This window comes from Micromonospora wenchangensis, from assembly GCF_002210435.1.
Classification (GTDB): Bacteria; Actinomycetota; Actinomycetes; order Mycobacteriales; family Micromonosporaceae; genus Micromonospora; species Micromonospora wenchangensis.
In genome coordinates, this window is the sequence record NZ_MZMV01000029.1 from 1 (window position 1) to 17,943 (window position 17,943).

Below are 17,943 nucleotides of genomic sequence, written 5' to 3' on the forward strand. Positions count from 1 at the left end.
GTGCAACGCGTCACTGACCGGCGGTGGGGCGGCCGGGCCCGGCTGGCGCGGGGGGCGTTTGCGGGAGCGGGCGGGCAGCCCGGCCGGGGTCACCGCGCCCGACGGCGGGACGGCCCACGGAGCCGTCGACGACGTGGTCGTGCCGGCCGACGGGGTGGCCGGCGGCGCTGTGGCGGTGGCCGGTGGCAGGGCGGCCGGTGTCGCGGTGGCCGGTGTGGCGGTGGCCGGTGTCGCGGTGGCCGGTGGCACGGCGGCCGGGATCGGAGCCGCACCGGCCGGCGGCGCGGCGGAGGCGGGCGGGCCGGCGGCGAGGACCGGCTGGGCGCCGGACGGGCTCGGGTCACCGGGCACGACCAGCTCCGACGGGATCAGCACCACGGCGGTCGTGCCCCCGTAGGCGGACTCCTTGAGCTGCACCTTCACCCCGTGCCGCTCGGTCAGCCGGCTCACCACGTACAGGCCGAGGCGGGCGGCGTCGGCCAGGTTCAACTCGGAACGGTCGCCGATGCGGCGGTTCGCCGCGGCCAGTTCCTCCCCGGTCAGCCCCAGGCCACGGTCCTCGATCTCGATGGCGTACCCGGCGGTCACCAGTTGACCCCGCACCTCCACCGTGGTGTTCGGCGGCGAGAAGGACAGTCCGTTCTCGATCAGCTCGGCGAGCAGGTGGATCACGTCACCGACCGCCCGGCCGGCGAGCGCGACCGGCCCGAGCGGCAGCACGTCGACCCGGGTGTAGTCCTCGACCTCGGCGACCGCGCCGCGCACCACGTCCACCATGGGCACGTTGCGCCGCCAGGCCCGGCCCGGGGTGGCACCGGAGAGCACGATCAGGTTCTCCGCGTTGCGCCGCATCCGGGTCGCCAGGTGGTCCACCCGGAACAGGTCCTCCAGCTCCTCGGCGTCGTGTTCGCGCCGTTCCATCGCGTCGAGCAGGGTGAGCTGGCGGTGCACCAGCGCCTGGGTGCGCCTCGCCAGGCTGAGGAACACCCCCCGCACGTTGCGACGCAGCTCGGCCTGCTCCACCGCCGTGCGTACGGCGGTCTCCTGCACGGCGTTGAACGCCCGCCCGAGCTGGCCGATCTCGTCGTCGCCGAAGTCCAGGGGCGGGGCCTCGCGGGCCACGTCGACGTCCTCGCCCCGGCCGAGCCGGTCCACCACCCCGGGCAGCCGCTCGTGGGCCAGCCGCAGCGCGGCGTCCCGCAGCCGGGCCAACTGGCGGACCAGGTGCCGGGCGGTGCTGATCGACACCACGATGGAGGCGACGACGGCGATCAGGCCGAGGCCGGCGGCGAGCACCAGCCGGACGATGACGCCCACCGCGACCGGGGTGGCCCGGTCGATCAGCGCGTCGCCGATGGTCACCCCGAAGTCCACCTGGGCCTGCATCGCCGGCCCGACCGTCGACTGCCACTCCTCGGCCGTCAGCGGCAGGGTGGCCCCCGACCGGGACTGCTGGATCACCCGGTCCTCCAGCACCCGGAACCGGGCCACCGCGTCGGAGCCGGCGAGCTGGTCGTAGCGGACCCGGTCGGCCGGGGACAGCTCGGCAGCCGCCTCGGCGGTCTGATAGCGCTGGGCGCCGACCAGTTGGGCGAAGCGGGCGTACTCGTCGCCGGTCATCCGGCCCGCCGCGAGCACCCCGGTGATCAGGGCGTCCTGCTGGGACATCAGCTCGCGTACCTGGTAGAGGTCGACCAGGGTCTCGCTCTCGGCGGCGATGTGCGGGTCGTCGAGCTGGCCGAGCGAGCCGTACATCCGCAGCACCGCGGCGAGGATGGCGGTGTACGCGGCCGACGCCTCGGCCCGGTTCACCCCGGCCTCGCGCACCGACTCCCGGACGCCGGTGAGACCACTGAGCCCGGTCAGCACCTCGTCCACCCGGCGGCGGGTGTCCTCCCCGGTGGCCAGTTCGGCCTGCCAGCTGCCCACCGACGTGCCGAAGTCCTCCGACACCCGGTCGGTGCGCTGCCATTGCGCGGTCAACGCGTCGAGTTGCGGCTGGCCGCGTTCGCCCAGGTAGGCGTTGGCGAGCCGACGCTCGTCCTGCAGGGCGGTGAGCAGCGACTGGCCCGGGTCGGCCACCCGGCTGTTGAGCGTCTGGACGAACAGCAGGGTGAAGCCGTCGCGGACGGTCACCCAGGCCGCGAAGGACCAGAGCGCGACGAGCGAGGTGAGCAGGGCGACGATTTTGGTACGCAGACGCGTGCTGCCGGAACCCATCACACCGCCCCCGGGCCGGACCGTGGCCGCCGGACGCCCGACGCGTCACGACACACCTGAACCCGGCGCACGCTAGCAGTCGGCACCACCATCGCTCAAGCCATGCTGATCATGGAGGCGGGGCCGGTGCCGCAGGTCGGAGGCGATGGTGACCACCGTGGATGGTACCGGCCCGGCGGTGGCGACGGGCCGGCGGCGGGCCGGACGAGACCGTGGCCGGGACGACCGACCCCGATCGCGGGCGCGGCCGACCCCGCTGTGCCAGGCTCAGGGGCATGGACGACAAGAGCATCCTGCACCGGATCTCGGAACTGGTCGACGAGGAGCACCGGCTCCGGTCGGCGGCCCAGGCCCACGAATCCGGCACCGACGACGAGGCCAAGGAACAACTGCGCGCGCTGGAGGAGTCCCTGGACCAGTGTTGGGACCTGCTGCGCCGCCGCCGGGCGGCCCGGGAGGCGCACGGCGATCCGGAGGCACAGGGGGCCCGGCCGGTGTCGGAGGTCGAGCGTTACCTCCAGTGACGCCCCCGACGCCCCGGACGGCCGGCGGCCGTCCGGGGCGTCGTCGCGTCAGCGCACCCCCGCCTCCCGCAGCAGCAGCCCGGTGAGGGCGGCCGGGTCGGTGTCGGCGGCGGGCATCCCCCGGGCGGTGAACCAGGTGGCCACCACCCGCACGTCGCGGGCCAGGAACTCGGGCCCCTGCGGGTTGGCCACCACGTCGACCACCTGCGGCAGGTCGATCATGACGAGCCGCCCCGCGTGCACCAGCAGGTTGTACGGCGACAGGTCGCCGTGGGCGTAGCCGGCCCGGGCCAGCACCACCAGGGCGTCCACCAGTTGCTCCCAGAGGGAGCGCAGCTCCGCCGGGTCGGGGCGGACCTGGGCCAGCCGGGGCGCGGCGGTCCCTTCGTCGGGGTCGCCGACGAACTCCAGCATCAGCTCGGTGCCGAGCAGTTGCACCGGGTACGGCACGGCGATCCGCCCGGACTCCGCGCCGATCTCCCAGAGCCGGGACAGCGCGGCGAACTCGGCCGCCGCCCACTGGCCGGCGATCATCTGCCTGCCGAACGCCGTCCGGCCGGCCATCGCCCGGTTCTCCCGGGACCGGCGGACCCGGCGTCCCTCCAGGTAGCCGGCGTCGCGGTGGAAGAGCCGGTGCTGCGCGTCGCGGTACCGCTTGACCGCCAGCAGGCAGGACCGGTCGGTGTCGGGCACCGCCCGGCGGACGAGGTGGACGTCCGCCTCCTTGCCGGTCTTGAGCACGCCGAGATCGGTGTCCCGGGCGGCCAGCTCGGTGACCAGCCACCGCGGGTGCGGTTCGGGCCCGTGCACGGCCTGGTCCCAGGAGGACCAGTGGTCCTCCGGCTCGGGGTCGGGTTCGTCCTCGGGTGCGGTACGGGCCGGTTGCCGGCCGTACGTCAGGAAGGGTGTCTCGTCGTCGTCGAAGCGGCTCTTGCCGCGGCCACGGCGCTGCGGCGCCGGGAGGTCGTGTTCGCGCACGGTGCTGGTGATCCCTTGATCGAGGCTGATGGAGGCAGGTGGTACGACCCTGCGAAGACGGCCATGACCGACCCCCCTTCCTCGACCGGGCCCCGCCCGGCTGCGCGTGCGCGCCGGCCCATGCTGGCCGACACCCCGACCGGGGCACAACCGATTTACCCGCCGGCGAGCACCACCGAGACCGCCGCGATCAACGAGTCGACGGTACGGGTGGGGGCGAACCGGGTGTCGGTCCAGCTCCGGCCCCGGTGCAGCCAGACGCTGGGCAGGCCGACCGCGGCGGCCCCGCCGATGTCCGCCTCCGGGCTGTCCCCCACCACCCACGCGCCGCGTAGCGGCAGCCTGGCCCGCTGGGCGGCCAGCGCGAAGATCCGGGGATTAGGCTTGCTGACGCCGGCCTCCTCGGAGATCACCCAGTCGGCGACGTAGCGGTCCAGGCCGGTCTGCCGGATCTTGGCGTCCTCCAGCCGCACCGAGCCGTTGGTGACCACCACCGGCAGCCATCCGGCGTCGTCGGCGATCCGCAGCGCGCAGGCCACCAGCGGGTCGAGCCGGGTATAGCCGACCACCCCGTCGTGCAGCTCCTCGACCAGGTCGATGGAGGGGATGCGCAGCGCGTACCGGTCCCGGATGGCGTCGGCGATGTCCCACCTGTCGGTCAGGCCGTCGGCGTCGATGGACAGCAGCCAGTCGATGTCGGCGGCCGGCGCGCCGATCTCGGCCAGGAAACCCTCGGCCCAGGCGCGGAACGGCCCGGCCCGGTCGAGCAGGGTGTTGTCCAGGTCGAGCAGGAGCAACGGCACTGAGGCACCTTACGGGAGAGGGGACCGCCGCCGACAGGGTCGAACCACCCGTCGTCGACCGTCGGGCAGCCGGGGTCGGGCGGGGGCGGGACACGGGTGGGGGGAGGTGACCGGGGCTGTCGGCACCGGCCGATCCTAACCGGACGCGCGTCCGGCAGGCCGAGGCGACGGGCCAATAGCAAGCCGTACGTACGGTTTGCCTTGCGCAGGGTGACCTGCGACGATCAACCCGTGCCCAGAGTAAGTCAGGACCAGCTCGACGCGCGCCGCCAGGAGATCCTCGGCGCGGCCCGGGCCTGTTTCGCCAGGCACGGCTACGAGGGAGCCACCGTGCGCCGGCTGGAGGAGGCCACCGGGCTGTCCCGGGGCGCCATCTTCCACCACTTCCGCGACAAGGACTCGCTCTTCCTCGCCGTCGCCGAGGACGACGCCGCCGTGATGGTCTCCACGGTGGCCCGCAACGGCCTCGTCCAGGTGATGCGGGACCTGCTCGCCCGCGCGGTCTCCCCGGACACCACCGGCTGGCTGGGCAGCCAGCTGGAGGTGTCCCGCCGGCTGCGCACCGACCCGGCCTTCGCCCGCCGCTGGGCGCAACGCTCGGCGGCCATCGCCGAGGCGACCCGGGACCGGCTCGTCCGGCAACGCGAGGCCGGGGTGCTCCGCGAGGACATCGACATCGACGTGCTGGCCCAGTTCCTGGAGCTGGCGTACGACGGGCTGGTGCTGCACCTGGCGATGGGCCGGCCCGCCGGCGATCTCGGGCCGGTGCTGGACCTGGTCGAGGAGGCCGTCCGCCGCCGCTGACCCCGCCCGGGGCGGCAGCCGCGCCGGTCAGGTCTCGGCTCGGTAACTCGCCCACCGCCGCCGTGCCGGCGTGGCGGGGCTGCCCCACAATGGGGCCGCGATCCCCCTCGCGCGACAGGAGCAGCCCATGAACACCCTTGCCGCAGCAGGCGACACCTGGGGCATCCCCGGCCCGCTCTTCCTGAAGCTCTACCTCCTGGTGGCCGTCGTCGCCGTGGTGGGCGTGCTGGTGCACCGGCGGCGCACGGCCGCCGGTCCCGACGCGGTCGGCGCCGACCAGCTCGGCCCGCAGCAGGTCGCCTACCTCAACGGCGGCGACCAGCTCGCCGTCTGGGCGGCGCTGGGTGGGCTGCGCGGCGCCGGCGCGATCGACGTGCAACCGGACCGCCGGTTGATCGCCGTCGGGCCGACGCCCAGCGGGGTCACCCCGCTCGACCACGCGATCCGGCACGCCGCCCGCCAGCCGGTCGCCGCCCGCGAGCTGCGCCGCGACGCCGGGGTGGCCCGCGCCCTGGAGCAACTGCGGCAGGGGTTGGAGCAGCGCGGCCTGCTGATCGACGCCGACGGGGTACGGGCGCTGCGGCGCGGACGGAACCTGCTGCTGGTGCTGCTGGCCCTGGGCGTGGTGCGGCTGGTCTCCGGCCTGGTCAACGGCCGGCCGGTCGGCTGGCTGCTGCTCGCCCTGGCCGGCCTCGGGGTGGCGTTCGCCCTGGTGGCCCGTACGCCCCGACGGACCAGGACGGCGAACGTGATGATGCGTCGCCTGCGCAGCAGCAACCACCACCTCGCCCCCGACACCGCCCCCGCCTACGCGACCTACGGTCCGGCCGGCGCGGCGATGGGGGTGGCCCTGTTCGGCACCGTCTCCCTCTACGCCCTCGACCCCGGCTTCGCCGCGCAGGCGGAGATCCAGCGGCAGGCGTTGAACGCCAGCAGCGGCAGCGGCTACACCGGCTCCTCGGGTGTCACGTGCGGCGGCGGCACCTCGTCGGGCGACAGCGGCTCGTCGTGCGGTGGCGGCAGCTCCTGCGGCGGCGGCGGAGGATGCGGCGGCGGCGGGTGCGGCGGATGACCCGGCCGCAGGGGGTGGGCATCGGCTGGCGGCCGGAGATCGCCGGTTTCGTCGCCGAGCTGCCCGGCCTGCGCTTCGTCGAGGTGGTGGCGGAGTCACTCGCCCCCGACGGCCCCCTCCCACCGGGGCTTGCCGCGCTGCGGGAACGCGACGTCACCGTCGTACCGCACGGGGTGCGGCTCTCCCTCGGCGGCGCGGAGCCGGTCGACCCGGCCCGGGTGACGCACCTGGCCCGGGTCGCCGAACTGGTCGACGCGCCACTGGTCAGCGAGCACATCGCGTTCGTCCGGGCCGGCGGGCTGGAGGCCGGGCACCTGCTGCCGCTGCCCCGGACCCGGGAGGCGGTGGCTGCGGTGACCGCGAACGTGCGGCGGGCGCAGCAGGAGCTGCCGGTGCCGCTGGCGTTGGAACCGATCGCCGCGCTGTTCGACTGGCCCGACGACGAGCTGGACGAGGCGGACTTCCTCACCGAGATCCTCGACGCCACCGACACGGAGCTGCTGCTCGACGTGGCCAACGTCTACGCCAACGCCCGCAACCGGGGCCGGGACCCGCAGGCCCTGCTGGACCGGCTGCCGCTGGACCGGATCGCCTACGTGCACGTGGCCGGCGGGGCCGAACACGGCGGGCTCTACCACGACACGCACACCGATCCGGTGCCCACCGAGGTGCTGGAGCTGCTCGGCGCGCTCTGCGCCGGCCGCCGGCCGCCGCCCCTGCTGCTGGAACGCGACGGCCACTACCCGCCCGCCGACGTGCTGCGGGCCGAGCTGGACGCCCTCGCCACCGCCGCCGGCCACCCGGTCGTCACATGAGCACGAACCGTCCCGTCGGGCCGACCCCGCCACCCGGTGCCGCCGGACCGGTGGGGCTGGCCGCCCGCCAGGCCGCGCTGGTCGCCGCACTGGTCGCGGGGGCTCCGCTGCCGGCCGGCTTCGCCACCGACCGGGTCGACGCCGCCCGGCGGGCACTGCTGCGCAAACGGGCCGGGGAGGTCGCCCGCCACTGGCCGCTGCTCGCCGCCGGCCTCGGCGACGCCTGGCCGGCCACCTTCGCCGGCTGGGCGGCCGGCCGGCCCACCGCCGGATCGCTGCGCGACGGCTGGGACCTCGCCCGCGCGCTGCGCGACCGGGGCACCCTCCCCCAGCTCGGCGCGGAGGAGCTGGCCGCCCGCGAGGCCGCCCACCGCTACGACGGACGGAACCCGCCCCGCCGCCGCCGGTTGCCGGCCCTGGCCCGCAGCGGCGACGCCGTCGCCCTCCAGCTCGCCGGCCGGGTACGCCTGCTGCGTCCCACCCGCCGCTGACCGCCGGGCCGCCGCGCCGACCGCCGCCGGGTACGGCAGGATCGGTGGCATGGATCTCGGACTCACCGATCGGGTGTACGTGTTGACCGGCGCTTCCCGCGGGCTCGGCTTCGCGACCGCACGGTGCCTGGTCGCCGACGGGGCGCGGGTGGTCCTGTCGGCCCGGACGCCGGAGCGGGTCGCCGGGGCGGTCGAGCTGCTGGGTGGGCCCGAGCACGCCATCGGCCTCGTCGCCGACCTGGCCGACCCGAGCCTGCCCGAGCGGCTGGTCATCGCCGCCCGGGAACACTTCGGCCGGCTCGACGGGGCGCTCGTCTCGGTGGGTGGGCCGCCCGCCGGCACCGCCGCCCAGGTCAGCGACGCGCAGTGGCGGGAGTCCTTCGAGACGCTCTTCCTGGGCACCGTGCGGACGGCCCGGACGGTGGCCGCCGCGCTCACCGACGGCGGCGCGATCGGGCTGGTGCTGTCCACCTCGGCCCGGACCCCGATCACCGGCCTCGGCATCTCCAACGGGCTGCGGCCGGGCCTCGCCGGGGTGGCCAAGGACCTGGCCGACGAGCACGGCCCGCGCGGCGTCCGGGTGCTGGGCCTGCTGCCCGGACGCTTCCTGACCGACCGCAACCGGGAACTGCTCGGTGACGACGAGACGGCCCGCGCCGCCGCGGAGGCCGGCATCCCGCTGCGCCGCATCGGCAATCCGGCCGAGTTCGGGCGGGTCGCCGCGTTCCTGCTCTCCCCCGCCGCCGGCTACGTCACCGGGGTCAGTGTGCCGGTCGACGGCGGCGCGCTGCGCAGCCTGTGACCCCGCAGCGGGCGACGGGCCCCGCCGCCCCCGGACCGGTACGACGGCCGGACCGGGCGGAGCTGGCCGCGGCGGCGGACCGCACCATCCCCGACGTGATCGGCCCCGGGCTGACGGTGCTCTTCGTCGGGATCAACCCGGGTCTCTGGTCGGCGGCCACCGGATGGCACTTCGCCCGACCGGGCAACCGGTTCTGGCCGGCCCTGCACCGGGGTGGCTTCACCCCGCGTCAACTGCACCCGAGCGAGCAGTACACGCTGCCCGGGTACGGCCTGGGCATCACCAACATGGTGGCGCGGGCCAGCGCCCGGGCCGACGAGCTGACCCCGGCGGAGCTGGTGGCGGGCGCACGGACGCTGACCGGCAAGGTGACCCGGTACCGGCCGGCATGGGTGGCAGTGGTCGGGGTGACCGCGTACCGGATCGGGTTCGCCCGGCCCCGGGCCGGCTTCGGCCCGCAGCCGGAACCGCTGGCCGGCGCGCGGCTGTGGGTGCTGCCCAACCCGAGCGGCCTGAACGCCCACTTCACCCCGCAGACCCTCGGGGCCGCGTTCGGCGAGCTGCGCGCGGCGGTGACCGGCCACCCGCCGTCCCCCGTCGGCTGACCGCCACCGTGCCGGCCACGACCACCGTCCGGGCGTTCACGGTACGTCGCGTCGCGCGTTCACGATGTGTCGTGTAAATGCCGAAATTGAGGCAGGAAATTGCGAACGACGGATCGCATCCCCATTGACAGCTATTTATTTCGAGCGTGCTTTCGAGTTCACGGTGGTCTAACATTGGGTCCGCAATCGGCTACGCGCCGTTAACGCATTTCCCATCACGTCGGGAGCGCTTATGTCACAAGTCCGTTCTTCCCGCTTCGTCCGACTGCTGGCCGCGGGTGCCGCCGGGGCCGCCGCCGTGGCCGTGTTGCCCGCGGTCAGCGCCCAGGCGGGCACCTCATCGTTCACCGTCTCGGTCAAGGGTGGCTACAACAACACCCTGTCCCTCGGCACCGCCACCGGAACCGTCTCCGGGACGACGGGCAGCAACCAGGCGAGCTACTCGGTGACGCTGTGCGGACAGAGCACCTACCCGAGTGCCCAGGTGACCCTCAAGGGCGGCAGCGCCAGCGCTTACCACACCGTCTACTACCAGAACTGCGAGACCTTCACCGGCGACCTCGTCTCCAGCTATGGATTTACCAACATCGAGGTCACCGTGTCCGGTTCCACCTTCTACCCGGGCAACCAGTACACGACGTACACGAAGTCCCGCACGGTGTACTTCTGAGTCGCACCGCACCCTGTGGCGGAACAGGCACCGCATTGACGACCGCCGGCCCGGCCGGCCGATGAGTCGTGTTCCCGGTGCCCGGCGTGGGGATCGCCGTCGCAACGGAGACCAGGTCGGGGCCGCTCCCCCCTGACCTGGCCTCGTGTCGCCGTCGACCGCGCCGCCCGCCCCCGAACGGACCGGCCTCCGCACCGTCAGTTGGCCACTGCGGGGGGCCGCGCCTCCTGGGCGACGTAGGTGCCCATCGGCACGGTGGTGACGATCGGCTCCGACGGCTCGGCGGCATCCGGGTACGGGGTGGGCGAGTCGGCGACCGCGAACTGGGTGCGGTACAGCTCGGCGTAGAGGCCGCCCACCGCGACCAGCTCGTCGTGCCGACCCCGCTCGACGATCCGGCCGTCGTCGAGGACGAGGATCTGGTCGGCGTCGCGGACCGTGGAGAGCCGGTGCGCGATCACCAGCGCCGTCCGCCCGGTCAGCGCCACGGCCAGCGCCCGCTGCACCGCCGCCTCGCTCTCCGAGTCGAGGTGGGCGGTGGCCTCGTCGAGGATCACGATCGACGGGGCCTTGAGCAGCAGCCGGGCGATGGCGATGCGTTGCTTCTCCCCACCGGAGAAGCGGTAGCCGCGCTCCCCCACGGTCGTCTCCAACCCGTCGGGCAGGGCGCGTACCAGATCGGCCACCTGGGCACCGGCCAGCGCCGCCCAGATCTCGTCGTCGGTGGCGTCCGGCTTGGCGTACCGCAGGTTCTCGGCGATCGTCTCGTGGAACAGGTGGGAGTCCTGGGTGACCACGCCGATCTCGTCGCGCAGCGAGGCGAGGGTGGCGTCCCGCACGTCGACCCCGCCGACCCGCACCTCACCGTCGGTGACGTCGTAGATCCGGGAGATCAGCATGGACAGGGTCGACTTGCCGGCCCCGGACGGCCCCACCAGGGCCACCATCTGCCCCGGCTCGACCCGGAAGGACACCCCCTTGAGCACCGGCTCACCTGCCGTCCGGTCGAGGGTGGCGACCTCCTCCAGCGAGGCCAGCGAGACGTCGGCGGCGGCCGGGTAGCGGAACCGGACGTCGCGGAACTCGACCCGCCCGGCACCCCGGGGCACCGGCACCGCGTCGGGCTTCTCCTCGATGCCGGGGCGCAGGTCGAGCACCTCGAAGACCCGGTCGAACGAGACCAGCGCGCTCATCACGTCGACCCGGACGTTGGACAGCGCGGTCAGCGGCCCGTAGAGGCGGGTGAGCAGCAGGGCGAGCGTGACCACGGTGCCGGCGCTGACCGCACCGGTGACCGCCAACCAGCCGCCGAGCCCGTAGGTGAGCGCCTGGGCCAGCGAGGCGACCAGCAGCATCGCCACGAAGAACGTGCGTGAGTACATCGCCGACTGGATGCCGATGTCGCGGACCCGCTCGGCCCGCGCGGCGAACCGGCCGGCCTCCACGTCGGGCGAGCCGAACAGCTTGACCAGCAGCGCCCCGGCCACCCCGAACCGCTCGGTCATCGTGGCGTTCATCTTGGCGTCGAGGTTGTACGACTCCCGGGTGATCTCGGCCAGCCGTCGGCCCACCCGCCGGGCGGGGATCACGAAGATCGGCAGCAGGATCAGCGAGAGCGTGGTGATCTGCCAGGAGAGGGTGAACATCACCCCGGCGGTGAGCACCAACTGGATGACGTTGCTGACCACCCCGGACAGGGTGGAGGTGAACGCCCGCTGGGCGCCCATCACGTCGTTGTTGAGCCGGCTGACCAGGGCCCCGGTCTGGGTGCGGGTGAAGAACTGCAACGGCATCCGCTGCACGTGGTCGTAGACCCTGGTGCGCAGGTCCAGGATGATGCCCTCGCCGATGCGGGCCGAGTACCAGCGTTGGACCAGGGAGAAGACCGCGTCGGCGACGGCCAGACCGCCGATGACCAGGGCGAACCGTACGACCGTGGCACCGGCCTCCGGCCCGCCGCCGCTGATCGCGTTGATCACGTGGCCGGCGAGCACCGGGGTGGCCACGCCGATCACGGCGGCGATCACCACGGTCACCAGGAAGACGACGATGTCCCGCCGGTAGGGGTCGGCGAACGCCATGATCCGCTTGGCGGTGCCGCGCTTGAGCCGGTGGGTGGAGACCTCGTCACCGTGGCGGATCGACCGGAGCATGCTCCACCCGGCCATGTTGCCGCCCGTCATCGGGTTGGACATCGGTCACCTCCGTGTCGTGGCGGCACGCACCGTCGGGGTCGATTCTCCCGACGCCTACGACAACCTCGGCGGTAACCCGGCTCTTCCCGGGCAGTCCTTACTGATCGCCGGCCGGCTACTCGCCCCGGCCGGCCAGGTCACGTAGCCGGCGGGTCTGCGCCTCACGCTCGGCCCGCTGCTGCTCGGCGTGGGAGCGGCCGGCGGCACCGGCCAGCAGCGCCTTGATCTCCACCACCGCGTCCCGGTTGCCGGCGAGCAGGCCGGCGGTGAGGTCACCGACCGCCGCGTCCAGCTCGGCGTTCGGCACCACCAGGTTGGCCAGGCCGATCCGGTCGGCCTCGACGGCGTCCATCCGCCGGCCGGTGGCGCACAACTCCAGGGCGCGGGCGTAGCCGACCAGCTCGACCAGCCGCTTGGTGCCGGCCAGGTCGGGGACCAGACCGAGGGTGACCTCGGCCATCGACAGGGTGGCGTCCTCGGCGAGGACCCGCAGGTCGCAGGCGAGCGCGAGCTGGAAGCCCGCCCCGATGGCATGACCCTGCACGGCCGCCACCGAGATCACGTCGGGGCGGTGCAGCCAGGTGAAGCCCTGCTGGTAACCGGCGATCCGGTCGGCGCACTCCTGCTCGGGCAGGGTGGACAGCTCGGCGAAGGAACCCGGCCCCTGGGCACCGGCCACCGACAGGTCGAGGCCGGCGGAGAACGACCGCCCCTCGCCGCGCACCACCACGACGCGCACGTCGCCGGGCAGGTCCCGGGAGAAGTCGCTCATCGCGCGCCACATCGCCGGAGTCTGGGCGTTGAGCACGTCGGGCCGGCACAACGTGACCGTCGCGACCGGCCCGTCGCAGTGCAGTAGCACCCCGGTCGTCTCGGCGGTCACCGGACCGCCCGGGGCGTGCTGACGGACGACGCTGGTGGGCGGGTCACGCCTTCTTGCGACGCCGGGCGCCGCCGCGCTGTCGCAGCTGCACACCGGACTCGGTGAGCACGCGGTGGATGAACCCGTAGGATCGCCCGGTCGAGGCGGCGAGCGCGCGGATGCTCTCCCCGCCGGTGTACCGCTTTACCAGGTCCTTGGCGAGCGTCTGACGCTCGGCTCCGACGATCCGGCGACCCTTCTCAGTGCTGGTGGCTGTGCCAGTGGCTGCCATGCTGATTCCTCACGTCCCAGACTGTGCGGTTCGATACGGTCCCACCTATTAGACCGTCTCGAACGATCATGCGCCAGATATCAACTCTTCGCCAACCGACACGCTATGCAGTGTCGTCAACCCGATAGAGTGACCCTCCGCCCGGTCAGCGGCTGGTACCGCGCCGTGACGGTCCTGGTCGGCGGCCCGTAGCCTGCCGGTCGTGACCGACCTACTGGGTGACGCGAGTGGTGCGACGGCCGTCTTCGCCGCCACCAATCTCGACGACATCGTGGTGCTGACCGTACTCTTCGTGGCCGCCCGCAGCACGGGACGACCCCGCCCATGGCAGATTGTCGCCGGTCAATACCTGGGCATCGCCGCCCTCGTCACGGCCGCCCTGGTGGTCGCCGCCGGCCTGCTGGTGGTGCCCGACCCGTGGACCGGCCTGCTCGGGCTACTGCCGGTCGCACTCGGCGTGCGGGCGCTGCTGGCCCGCACCGACGACGACACCCCGCCGGCCGTGGTCGGCGGCCTGCTCGGGGTCGCCGGGGTGACGGTCGCCAACGGCGCCGACAACATCGCGGTCTACGTCCCGGTGTTCCGCTCCCTCGACCCGGCCACCGGCCTGGTCTACCTGCTGGTCTTCGCGCTCCTGGTCGCCGTCTGGTGCGGTGCCGCCGCGCTGCTCGGCGGGCACCCCCGGGTGGTCCGCCTGGTCGGCCGGGCCGGGCACTGGCTGGTCCCGGTCGTCTTCGTCGCCATCGGCCTGGTGATCCTGGTCGGCTCGGGCGTCCTCGGCCGGCTGGCCGACCTCGCCCGCTGACCCACCGGCCGGCCGTGGACCCTGGGCACCGGGCACGGGCCGCTGCCCGCCGGCCTGGCGACCGACCGACCACTGGCCGCCGGGCCGCAGGCCGCCGGGGCACGGACCGCCGGGCCCGCCGGTCGTCCCGGGCGGGGTCGGGGCCGGATCAGGCCAGTTCGACCAGTTCGAGGAGGTCGTCGCTCCAGGCGTCCTCGTCGCCGTCGGGGAGCAGGATCGCCCGGTCGGGCTTGAGCGCGAGCACCGCGCCCGGGTCGTGGGTGACCAGGACGATCGCGCCCGGGTAGCGGGCGATGGCGTCGAGCACCTGCTCCCGGCTGACCGGGTCGAGGTTGTTCGTCGGCTCGTCGAGCAGCAGCACGTTCGCGCCGGAGCAGACCAGGGTCGACAGGGCGAGCCGGGTCTTCTCGCCACCGGAGAGCACCCCGGCGGGCTTGTTCACGTCCTCGCCGGAGAACAGGAAGGCACCGAGGATCTTGCGGAGGTCGGTGTCGGACTGCTCGATCGCCGCCGCCCGCATGTTCTCCAGCACCGTGCGTTCCACGTCCAGCGTCTCGTGCTCCTGGGCGTAGTAGCCCAGCCGCAGGCCGTGCCCGGCGTGCACCTCGCCGGTGTCCGGCGGGAGCAGGCCGCCGAGCATCCGCAGCAGCGTGGTCTTGCCGGCGCCGTTGAGCCCGAGGATCGCCACCCGGGAGCCACGGTCCACCGCGACGTTCACGTCGGTGAAGATCTCCAGCGACCCGTACGACTTGGACAGGCCGGTCGCGGTCAGTGGGGTCTTGCCGCACGGCGCGGGGTTGGGGAACCGGACCTTCGCCACCTTGTCGGAGACCCGTACCTCCTCCAGGCCGGAGATCAGCTTCTCGGCCCGGCGGGCCATGTTCTGCGCGGCCACGGTCTTGGTGGCCTTGGCCCGCATCTTGTCGGCCTGCGCCATCAGTGCGCCGGCCTTCTTCTCGGCGTTGGCCCGCTCCCGGCGGCGACGACGCTCGTCGGTCTCCCGCGCCGCCAGGTACGCCTTCCAGCCCAGGTTGTAGACGTCGACCACGGAGCGGGTGGCGTCGAGGAACCAGACCTTGTTCACCACCGACTCCAGCAGCGAACCGTCGTGGGAGATCACGATCAGCCCGCCCTTGTGGTTGGCGAGGAAACTACGCAGCCAGGTGATCGAGTCGGCGTCGAGGTGGTTGGTGGGCTCGTCGAGCAGCAGGATGCCGCCGCCGTTCTCCCCCGCGTCGCGGAACAGGATGCGGGCCAGTTCGATGCGGCGACGCTGACCGCCGGAGAGGGTGCCGATGGTCTGGGCGAGCGCCCGGTCGGGCAGCCCCAGGTTCGCGCAGATCCGGGCGGCCTCGGCCTCGGCGGCGTACCCGCCCAGCGAGGCGAACTGGTCCTCCAGCGCGCCGTAGCGGCGGACCAGCTTGTCGTCGGCGCCGTCGGCGAGCTGCTGCTCGATCTCCGCCATCTGGGCCATCAGCACGTCCAGCCCCCGGGCGGAGAGCACCCGGTCCCGGCCGGTGACCTCCAGGTCGCCGGTACGCGGGTCCTGCGGCAGGTACCCGATGGCGCTGCGCCTGTCGATCTGCCCGGCGTACGGCTGCCCCTCGCCGGCCAGTACCTTGAGGGTCGTGGTCTTGCCGGCGCCGTTACGACCGACCAGCCCGATCCGGTCACCGGGCTGCACCCGCAGGGTGGTGTCGGACAGGAGGATCCGGGATCCGGCGCGCAGCTCCAGGCCGGTGACACTGATCATTTCCGGTACTCGCTCTCGGGGGTCTGGAAGGGCTGACTCAGGGCACGCGAAAGCGCCGGCGGGTCAGTGGTTCCCGTCGGCGCGGGGCGGTTCAGCCTTCGCAGCGCAGCACCCGACAAGTGTACCGGGCGGCCCGACGCACACCGCCCGGATTACCGTACAAGATCATCGGGTACCGAAAACGCCGTCCGGACCCGGTCCGGTACCGCAACCCTCAGACGTGACGAATCGGTGATCGGGGTCAACATGGAGCTGAACGAGAACGCGCGGATCGACACCGGCCAGGTGGACGACCGGCGGGGGTCCGGCGGGGGTGGCGGGGGCATCCCGATCCCGATCCCGGGCGGTGGCGGGCGCGGCGGCATCGTCGGGCTGATCATCGCCGTGCTGGTGGCCCTGGTGGGCGGCGGTTTCGGGCTCAACGCCATGACCGGCGGCGGGTCCGAGGCGGGCGACAACACCGCCCTGGAGCAGAAGTGCTCCGCCGACGACGCGCTCAAGCAACTGGACTGCCGCAACACCCTCTACGTCAACTCGATCCAGGCGTACTGGCGCACCGCCCTGCCCGAACGGTTCGGCCAGCAGTACCAGCCGTCCAAGACGGTCTTCTTCAGCCAGGGCGTCAGCACCGGCTGCGGCCAGGCCGACTCCGGCGTCGGGCCGTTCTACTGCCCCGCCGACGACCTGGTCTACATCGACCTGACCTTCTACCAGACCCTCGCCGACCAGCTCGGCGCCGAGGGTGAGTTCGCCCAGCCGTACGTGCTGGCCCACGAGTACGGCCACCACGTGCAGGATCTGCTCGGCACCGAGGCGCAGATGCGCCGCCAGCAGCAGCGGGACCCGGGCAGCGCCAACGCGCTCTCGGTCAAGCTGGAACTGCAGGCCGACTGCTACGCCGGCGCGTGGGCCAAGAACGCCACCGGCACCGCCGACGAGCAGGGCCAGAAGATCTTCAAGAGCATCACCGAGCAGGACATCGCGCAGGCGATCGACACCGCCGAGAAGATCGGCGACGACGCCATCTCCAAGCGGGCCAACCGCCCGGTCAACCCGGACGAGTTCACCCACGGCTCCTCCGAGCAGCGCAAGCAGTGGTTCACCAAGGGCTACACCACCGGCGACCCGAAGTCCTGCGACACCTTCGGCGGCAGCCTCTGACCGGTACCGGTCGGCAGGTCACGGCGGTCGGCGGGCGCACGCCCCCGGCCGCCGTCGTCGTTCCCGGGCGACACTCCGCTCGGGGCCGTCGTCGTTCCCGGCGGCACCGCCGTTCGGGGCCGTCGCCGTTGCGGCCCGGTGTCGTGCCGGCTGTGGTCGTCGTCCCGGCCGGTGGCGTCCCCAGCTGCGACCGTTGTACTGGCCGGGACCGTCCCCGGCGGCGGCCGTCGTGCCTGCGGTGTCCGGGGTGTGGGCCGGGGCCGGTGTCAGGCCGGGTCGCGGACCAGGACGTGCACCGCGCGGGCGGCGGCGATCGCGCCGACCAGCACCGCGTGCCGGGGCTCGGGCACGTCGAGCAGCCGTTCGGCCCGCAGCCCGGCGAGCGGGGCCAGCCGCCGGTCGGCCAGGACCGTGTCGACGGCCCGCCGGTCGCCGCCGCAGACCAGCGCCGCCAGCGTCGCCGATTCCGGCAGCAGCAGTCGTACGGCCAGTTCCGCCGCGTCGCCCAGGGCCGCCTTGGCCTGGTTGTCCCGCCGCCTGGCGAACCGCTGCTGGGACCAGCCCCCGGCGGCGGTACGGCCCTGCACGTACCGGGTGTCCACCTTGGAGACCAGCAGTTCGGTGCCGAGCGCCACCCCGACCGCCACCGCGCCCTTACGGGCGAGCAGCAGCCCGAGCCGGCGGGGCGCGACGGCGACCTCGACGAACCCCGGCACGTCGTCGACCGGCCGGGCCGCCGCCCCGGTGCCGCCACCCGGCGGGAGGTGCAGCTCCGCGGTCGCCCCGTCGGCGGCGGTGAGCAGCAGGCCGTACCCCTGCGGGGAGACGGCGGGTGGGCCGTGCCGGTCGGCGAACCCCTCCACCCAGCGGGCGACGCGGGTCGGATCGACCTCGATCCACCGGCCGCCACCGGCCGCGGGTCGGCTGCTCATCACCCGACCGTACGGCACGGCGGGCGGAGGCCCGGCGGACGGCCCACCGCACGACGGCCGGGCGGCGACCAGCCAGGTCGGGGACCGGGCAGCCGCCGGACGGACGCCACCGGGGCGGGCCGGCGGGGCGGGCCGGCGGGGACGACGCGGCCGACGTGG

General features: G+C 73.9%; 18 protein-coding genes. 10 read left to right on the plus strand and 8 right to left on the minus strand.

Annotated features, from left to right (window positions below; all coding sequences use genetic code 11):
* The coding region (locus tag B5D80_RS17845; RefSeq protein WP_144081699.1) for a sensor histidine kinase at positions 1 to 2,220 on the minus strand (2,220 nt) is incomplete at its 3' end.
* Positions 2,221 to 2,495: 275 nt separating this feature from the next.
* Here B5D80_RS17845 and B5D80_RS17850 point away from each other — a divergent pair.
* Positions 2,496 to 2,744, plus strand: a complete 249-nt coding sequence (locus B5D80_RS17850) for a DUF2630 family protein (protein WP_088645025.1) — start codon at positions 2,496 to 2,498, stop codon at positions 2,742 to 2,744.
* A gap of 48 nt (positions 2,745 to 2,792) precedes the next feature.
* Here B5D80_RS17850 and B5D80_RS17855 read toward each other — a convergent pair whose 3' ends face one another.
* The gene (locus B5D80_RS17855; RefSeq protein ID WP_088645026.1) at positions 2,793 to 3,722 is read right to left on the minus strand and encodes a serine protein kinase RIO; all 930 of its coding nucleotides are present in this window, start codon (positions 3,720 to 3,722) and stop codon (positions 2,793 to 2,795) included.
* Between the two features lie 155 nt (positions 3,723 to 3,877).
* On the minus strand, positions 3,878 to 4,525 hold the full coding sequence (locus B5D80_RS17860) for an HAD family hydrolase (RefSeq protein ID WP_088645027.1): 648 nt from the start codon (positions 4,523 to 4,525) through the stop codon (positions 3,878 to 3,880).
* A 231-nt stretch (positions 4,526 to 4,756) separates the two neighbouring features.
* Between B5D80_RS17860 and B5D80_RS17865 the strand changes: the two genes are divergently transcribed.
* The 7 genes from B5D80_RS17865 (at position 4,757) to B5D80_RS17895 (ending at position 9,784) form a co-directional block, all read left to right on the plus strand.
* Positions 4,757 to 5,329: a TetR/AcrR family transcriptional regulator gene (locus B5D80_RS17865; protein WP_088645028.1), complete on the plus strand. Its 573-nt coding sequence runs from the start codon at positions 4,757 to 4,759 to the stop codon at positions 5,327 to 5,329.
* 127 nt (positions 5,330 to 5,456) lie between these two features.
* Positions 5,457 to 6,401, plus strand: coding sequence for a TIGR04222 domain-containing membrane protein (locus B5D80_RS17870; protein ID WP_088645029.1), 945 nt, complete (start codon positions 5,457 to 5,459; stop codon positions 6,399 to 6,401).
* Entirely contained in the window at positions 6,398 to 7,216 is an 819-nt protein-coding gene (locus B5D80_RS17875; RefSeq protein WP_088645086.1) for an MbnB/TglH/ChrH family RiPP precursor modification enzyme, read from the plus strand. The genes B5D80_RS17870 and B5D80_RS17875 overlap by 4 nt, the downstream gene beginning before the upstream one ends.
* The gene (locus tag B5D80_RS17880) at positions 7,213 to 7,707 is read left to right on the plus strand and encodes an SCO6045 C-terminal-like domain-containing protein (protein ID WP_088645030.1); all 495 of its coding nucleotides are present in this window, start codon (positions 7,213 to 7,215) and stop codon (positions 7,705 to 7,707) included. The genes B5D80_RS17875 and B5D80_RS17880 overlap by 4 nt, the downstream gene beginning before the upstream one ends.
* 49 nt (positions 7,708 to 7,756) lie before the next feature.
* Positions 7,757 to 8,509, plus strand: a complete 753-nt coding sequence (locus tag B5D80_RS17885; protein WP_088645031.1) for an SDR family oxidoreductase — start codon at positions 7,757 to 7,759, stop codon at positions 8,507 to 8,509.
* Entirely contained in the window at positions 8,506 to 9,114 is a 609-nt protein-coding gene (mug, locus tag B5D80_RS17890) for a G/U mismatch-specific DNA glycosylase (protein WP_088645032.1), read from the plus strand. Before B5D80_RS17885 ends, mug begins: the two co-directional genes overlap by 4 nt.
* 232 nt (positions 9,115 to 9,346) lie before the next feature.
* A complete protein-coding gene (locus B5D80_RS17895; protein WP_088645033.1) occupies positions 9,347 to 9,784 on the plus strand; it encodes a hypothetical protein in 438 nt (145 codons plus the stop codon).
* A 197-nt stretch (positions 9,785 to 9,981) separates the two neighbouring features.
* On the opposite strand, the gene B5D80_RS17900 is transcribed toward B5D80_RS17895, so the two are convergent.
* From B5D80_RS17900 to B5D80_RS17910, 3 genes are all read right to left on the minus strand, one after another.
* Complete coding sequence (locus B5D80_RS17900; RefSeq protein WP_211291565.1) at positions 9,982 to 11,967, minus strand: ABC transporter ATP-binding protein; 1,986 nt, start codon at positions 11,965 to 11,967, stop codon at positions 9,982 to 9,984.
* A 127-nt stretch (positions 11,968 to 12,094) separates the two neighbouring features.
* Positions 12,095 to 12,862: an enoyl-CoA hydratase/isomerase family protein gene (locus B5D80_RS17905; RefSeq protein ID WP_088645035.1), complete on the minus strand. Its 768-nt coding sequence runs from the start codon at positions 12,860 to 12,862 to the stop codon at positions 12,095 to 12,097.
* Positions 12,863 to 12,905: 43 nt separating this feature from the next.
* On the minus strand, positions 12,906 to 13,133 hold the full coding sequence (locus B5D80_RS17910) for a helix-turn-helix domain-containing protein (RefSeq protein ID WP_007072022.1): 228 nt from the start codon (positions 13,131 to 13,133) through the stop codon (positions 12,906 to 12,908).
* Between the two features lie 202 nt (positions 13,134 to 13,335).
* On the opposite strand from B5D80_RS17910, the gene B5D80_RS17915 reads away from it, so the two are divergent.
* Positions 13,336 to 13,938, plus strand: a complete 603-nt coding sequence (locus tag B5D80_RS17915) for a cadmium resistance transporter (protein ID WP_245854712.1) — start codon at positions 13,336 to 13,338, stop codon at positions 13,936 to 13,938.
* 148 nt (positions 13,939 to 14,086) lie between these two features.
* Here the strand turns inward: B5D80_RS17915 and B5D80_RS17920 are convergent, their stop codons facing one another.
* Positions 14,087 to 15,691: an ABC-F family ATP-binding cassette domain-containing protein gene (locus B5D80_RS17920; protein WP_088645037.1), complete on the minus strand. Its 1,605-nt coding sequence runs from the start codon at positions 15,689 to 15,691 to the stop codon at positions 14,087 to 14,089.
* A gap of 246 nt (positions 15,692 to 15,937) precedes the next feature.
* Here B5D80_RS17920 and ypfJ point away from each other — a divergent pair, with 246 nt between their 5' ends.
* The gene (gene ypfJ, locus B5D80_RS17925) at positions 15,938 to 16,852 is read left to right on the plus strand and encodes a KPN_02809 family neutral zinc metallopeptidase (protein WP_088645087.1); all 915 of its coding nucleotides are present in this window, start codon (positions 15,938 to 15,940) and stop codon (positions 16,850 to 16,852) included.
* Positions 16,853 to 17,118: 266 nt separating this feature from the next.
* Here the strand turns inward: ypfJ and B5D80_RS17930 are convergent, their stop codons facing one another.
* Positions 17,119 to 17,784 carry an acVLRF1 family peptidyl-tRNA hydrolase gene (locus B5D80_RS17930; protein ID WP_088645088.1) on the minus strand — a complete coding sequence of 222 codons (666 nt, stop codon included), beginning with the start codon at positions 17,782 to 17,784 and terminating at the stop codon, positions 17,119 to 17,121.
* Positions 17,785 to 17,943: the final 159 nt, after the last annotated feature.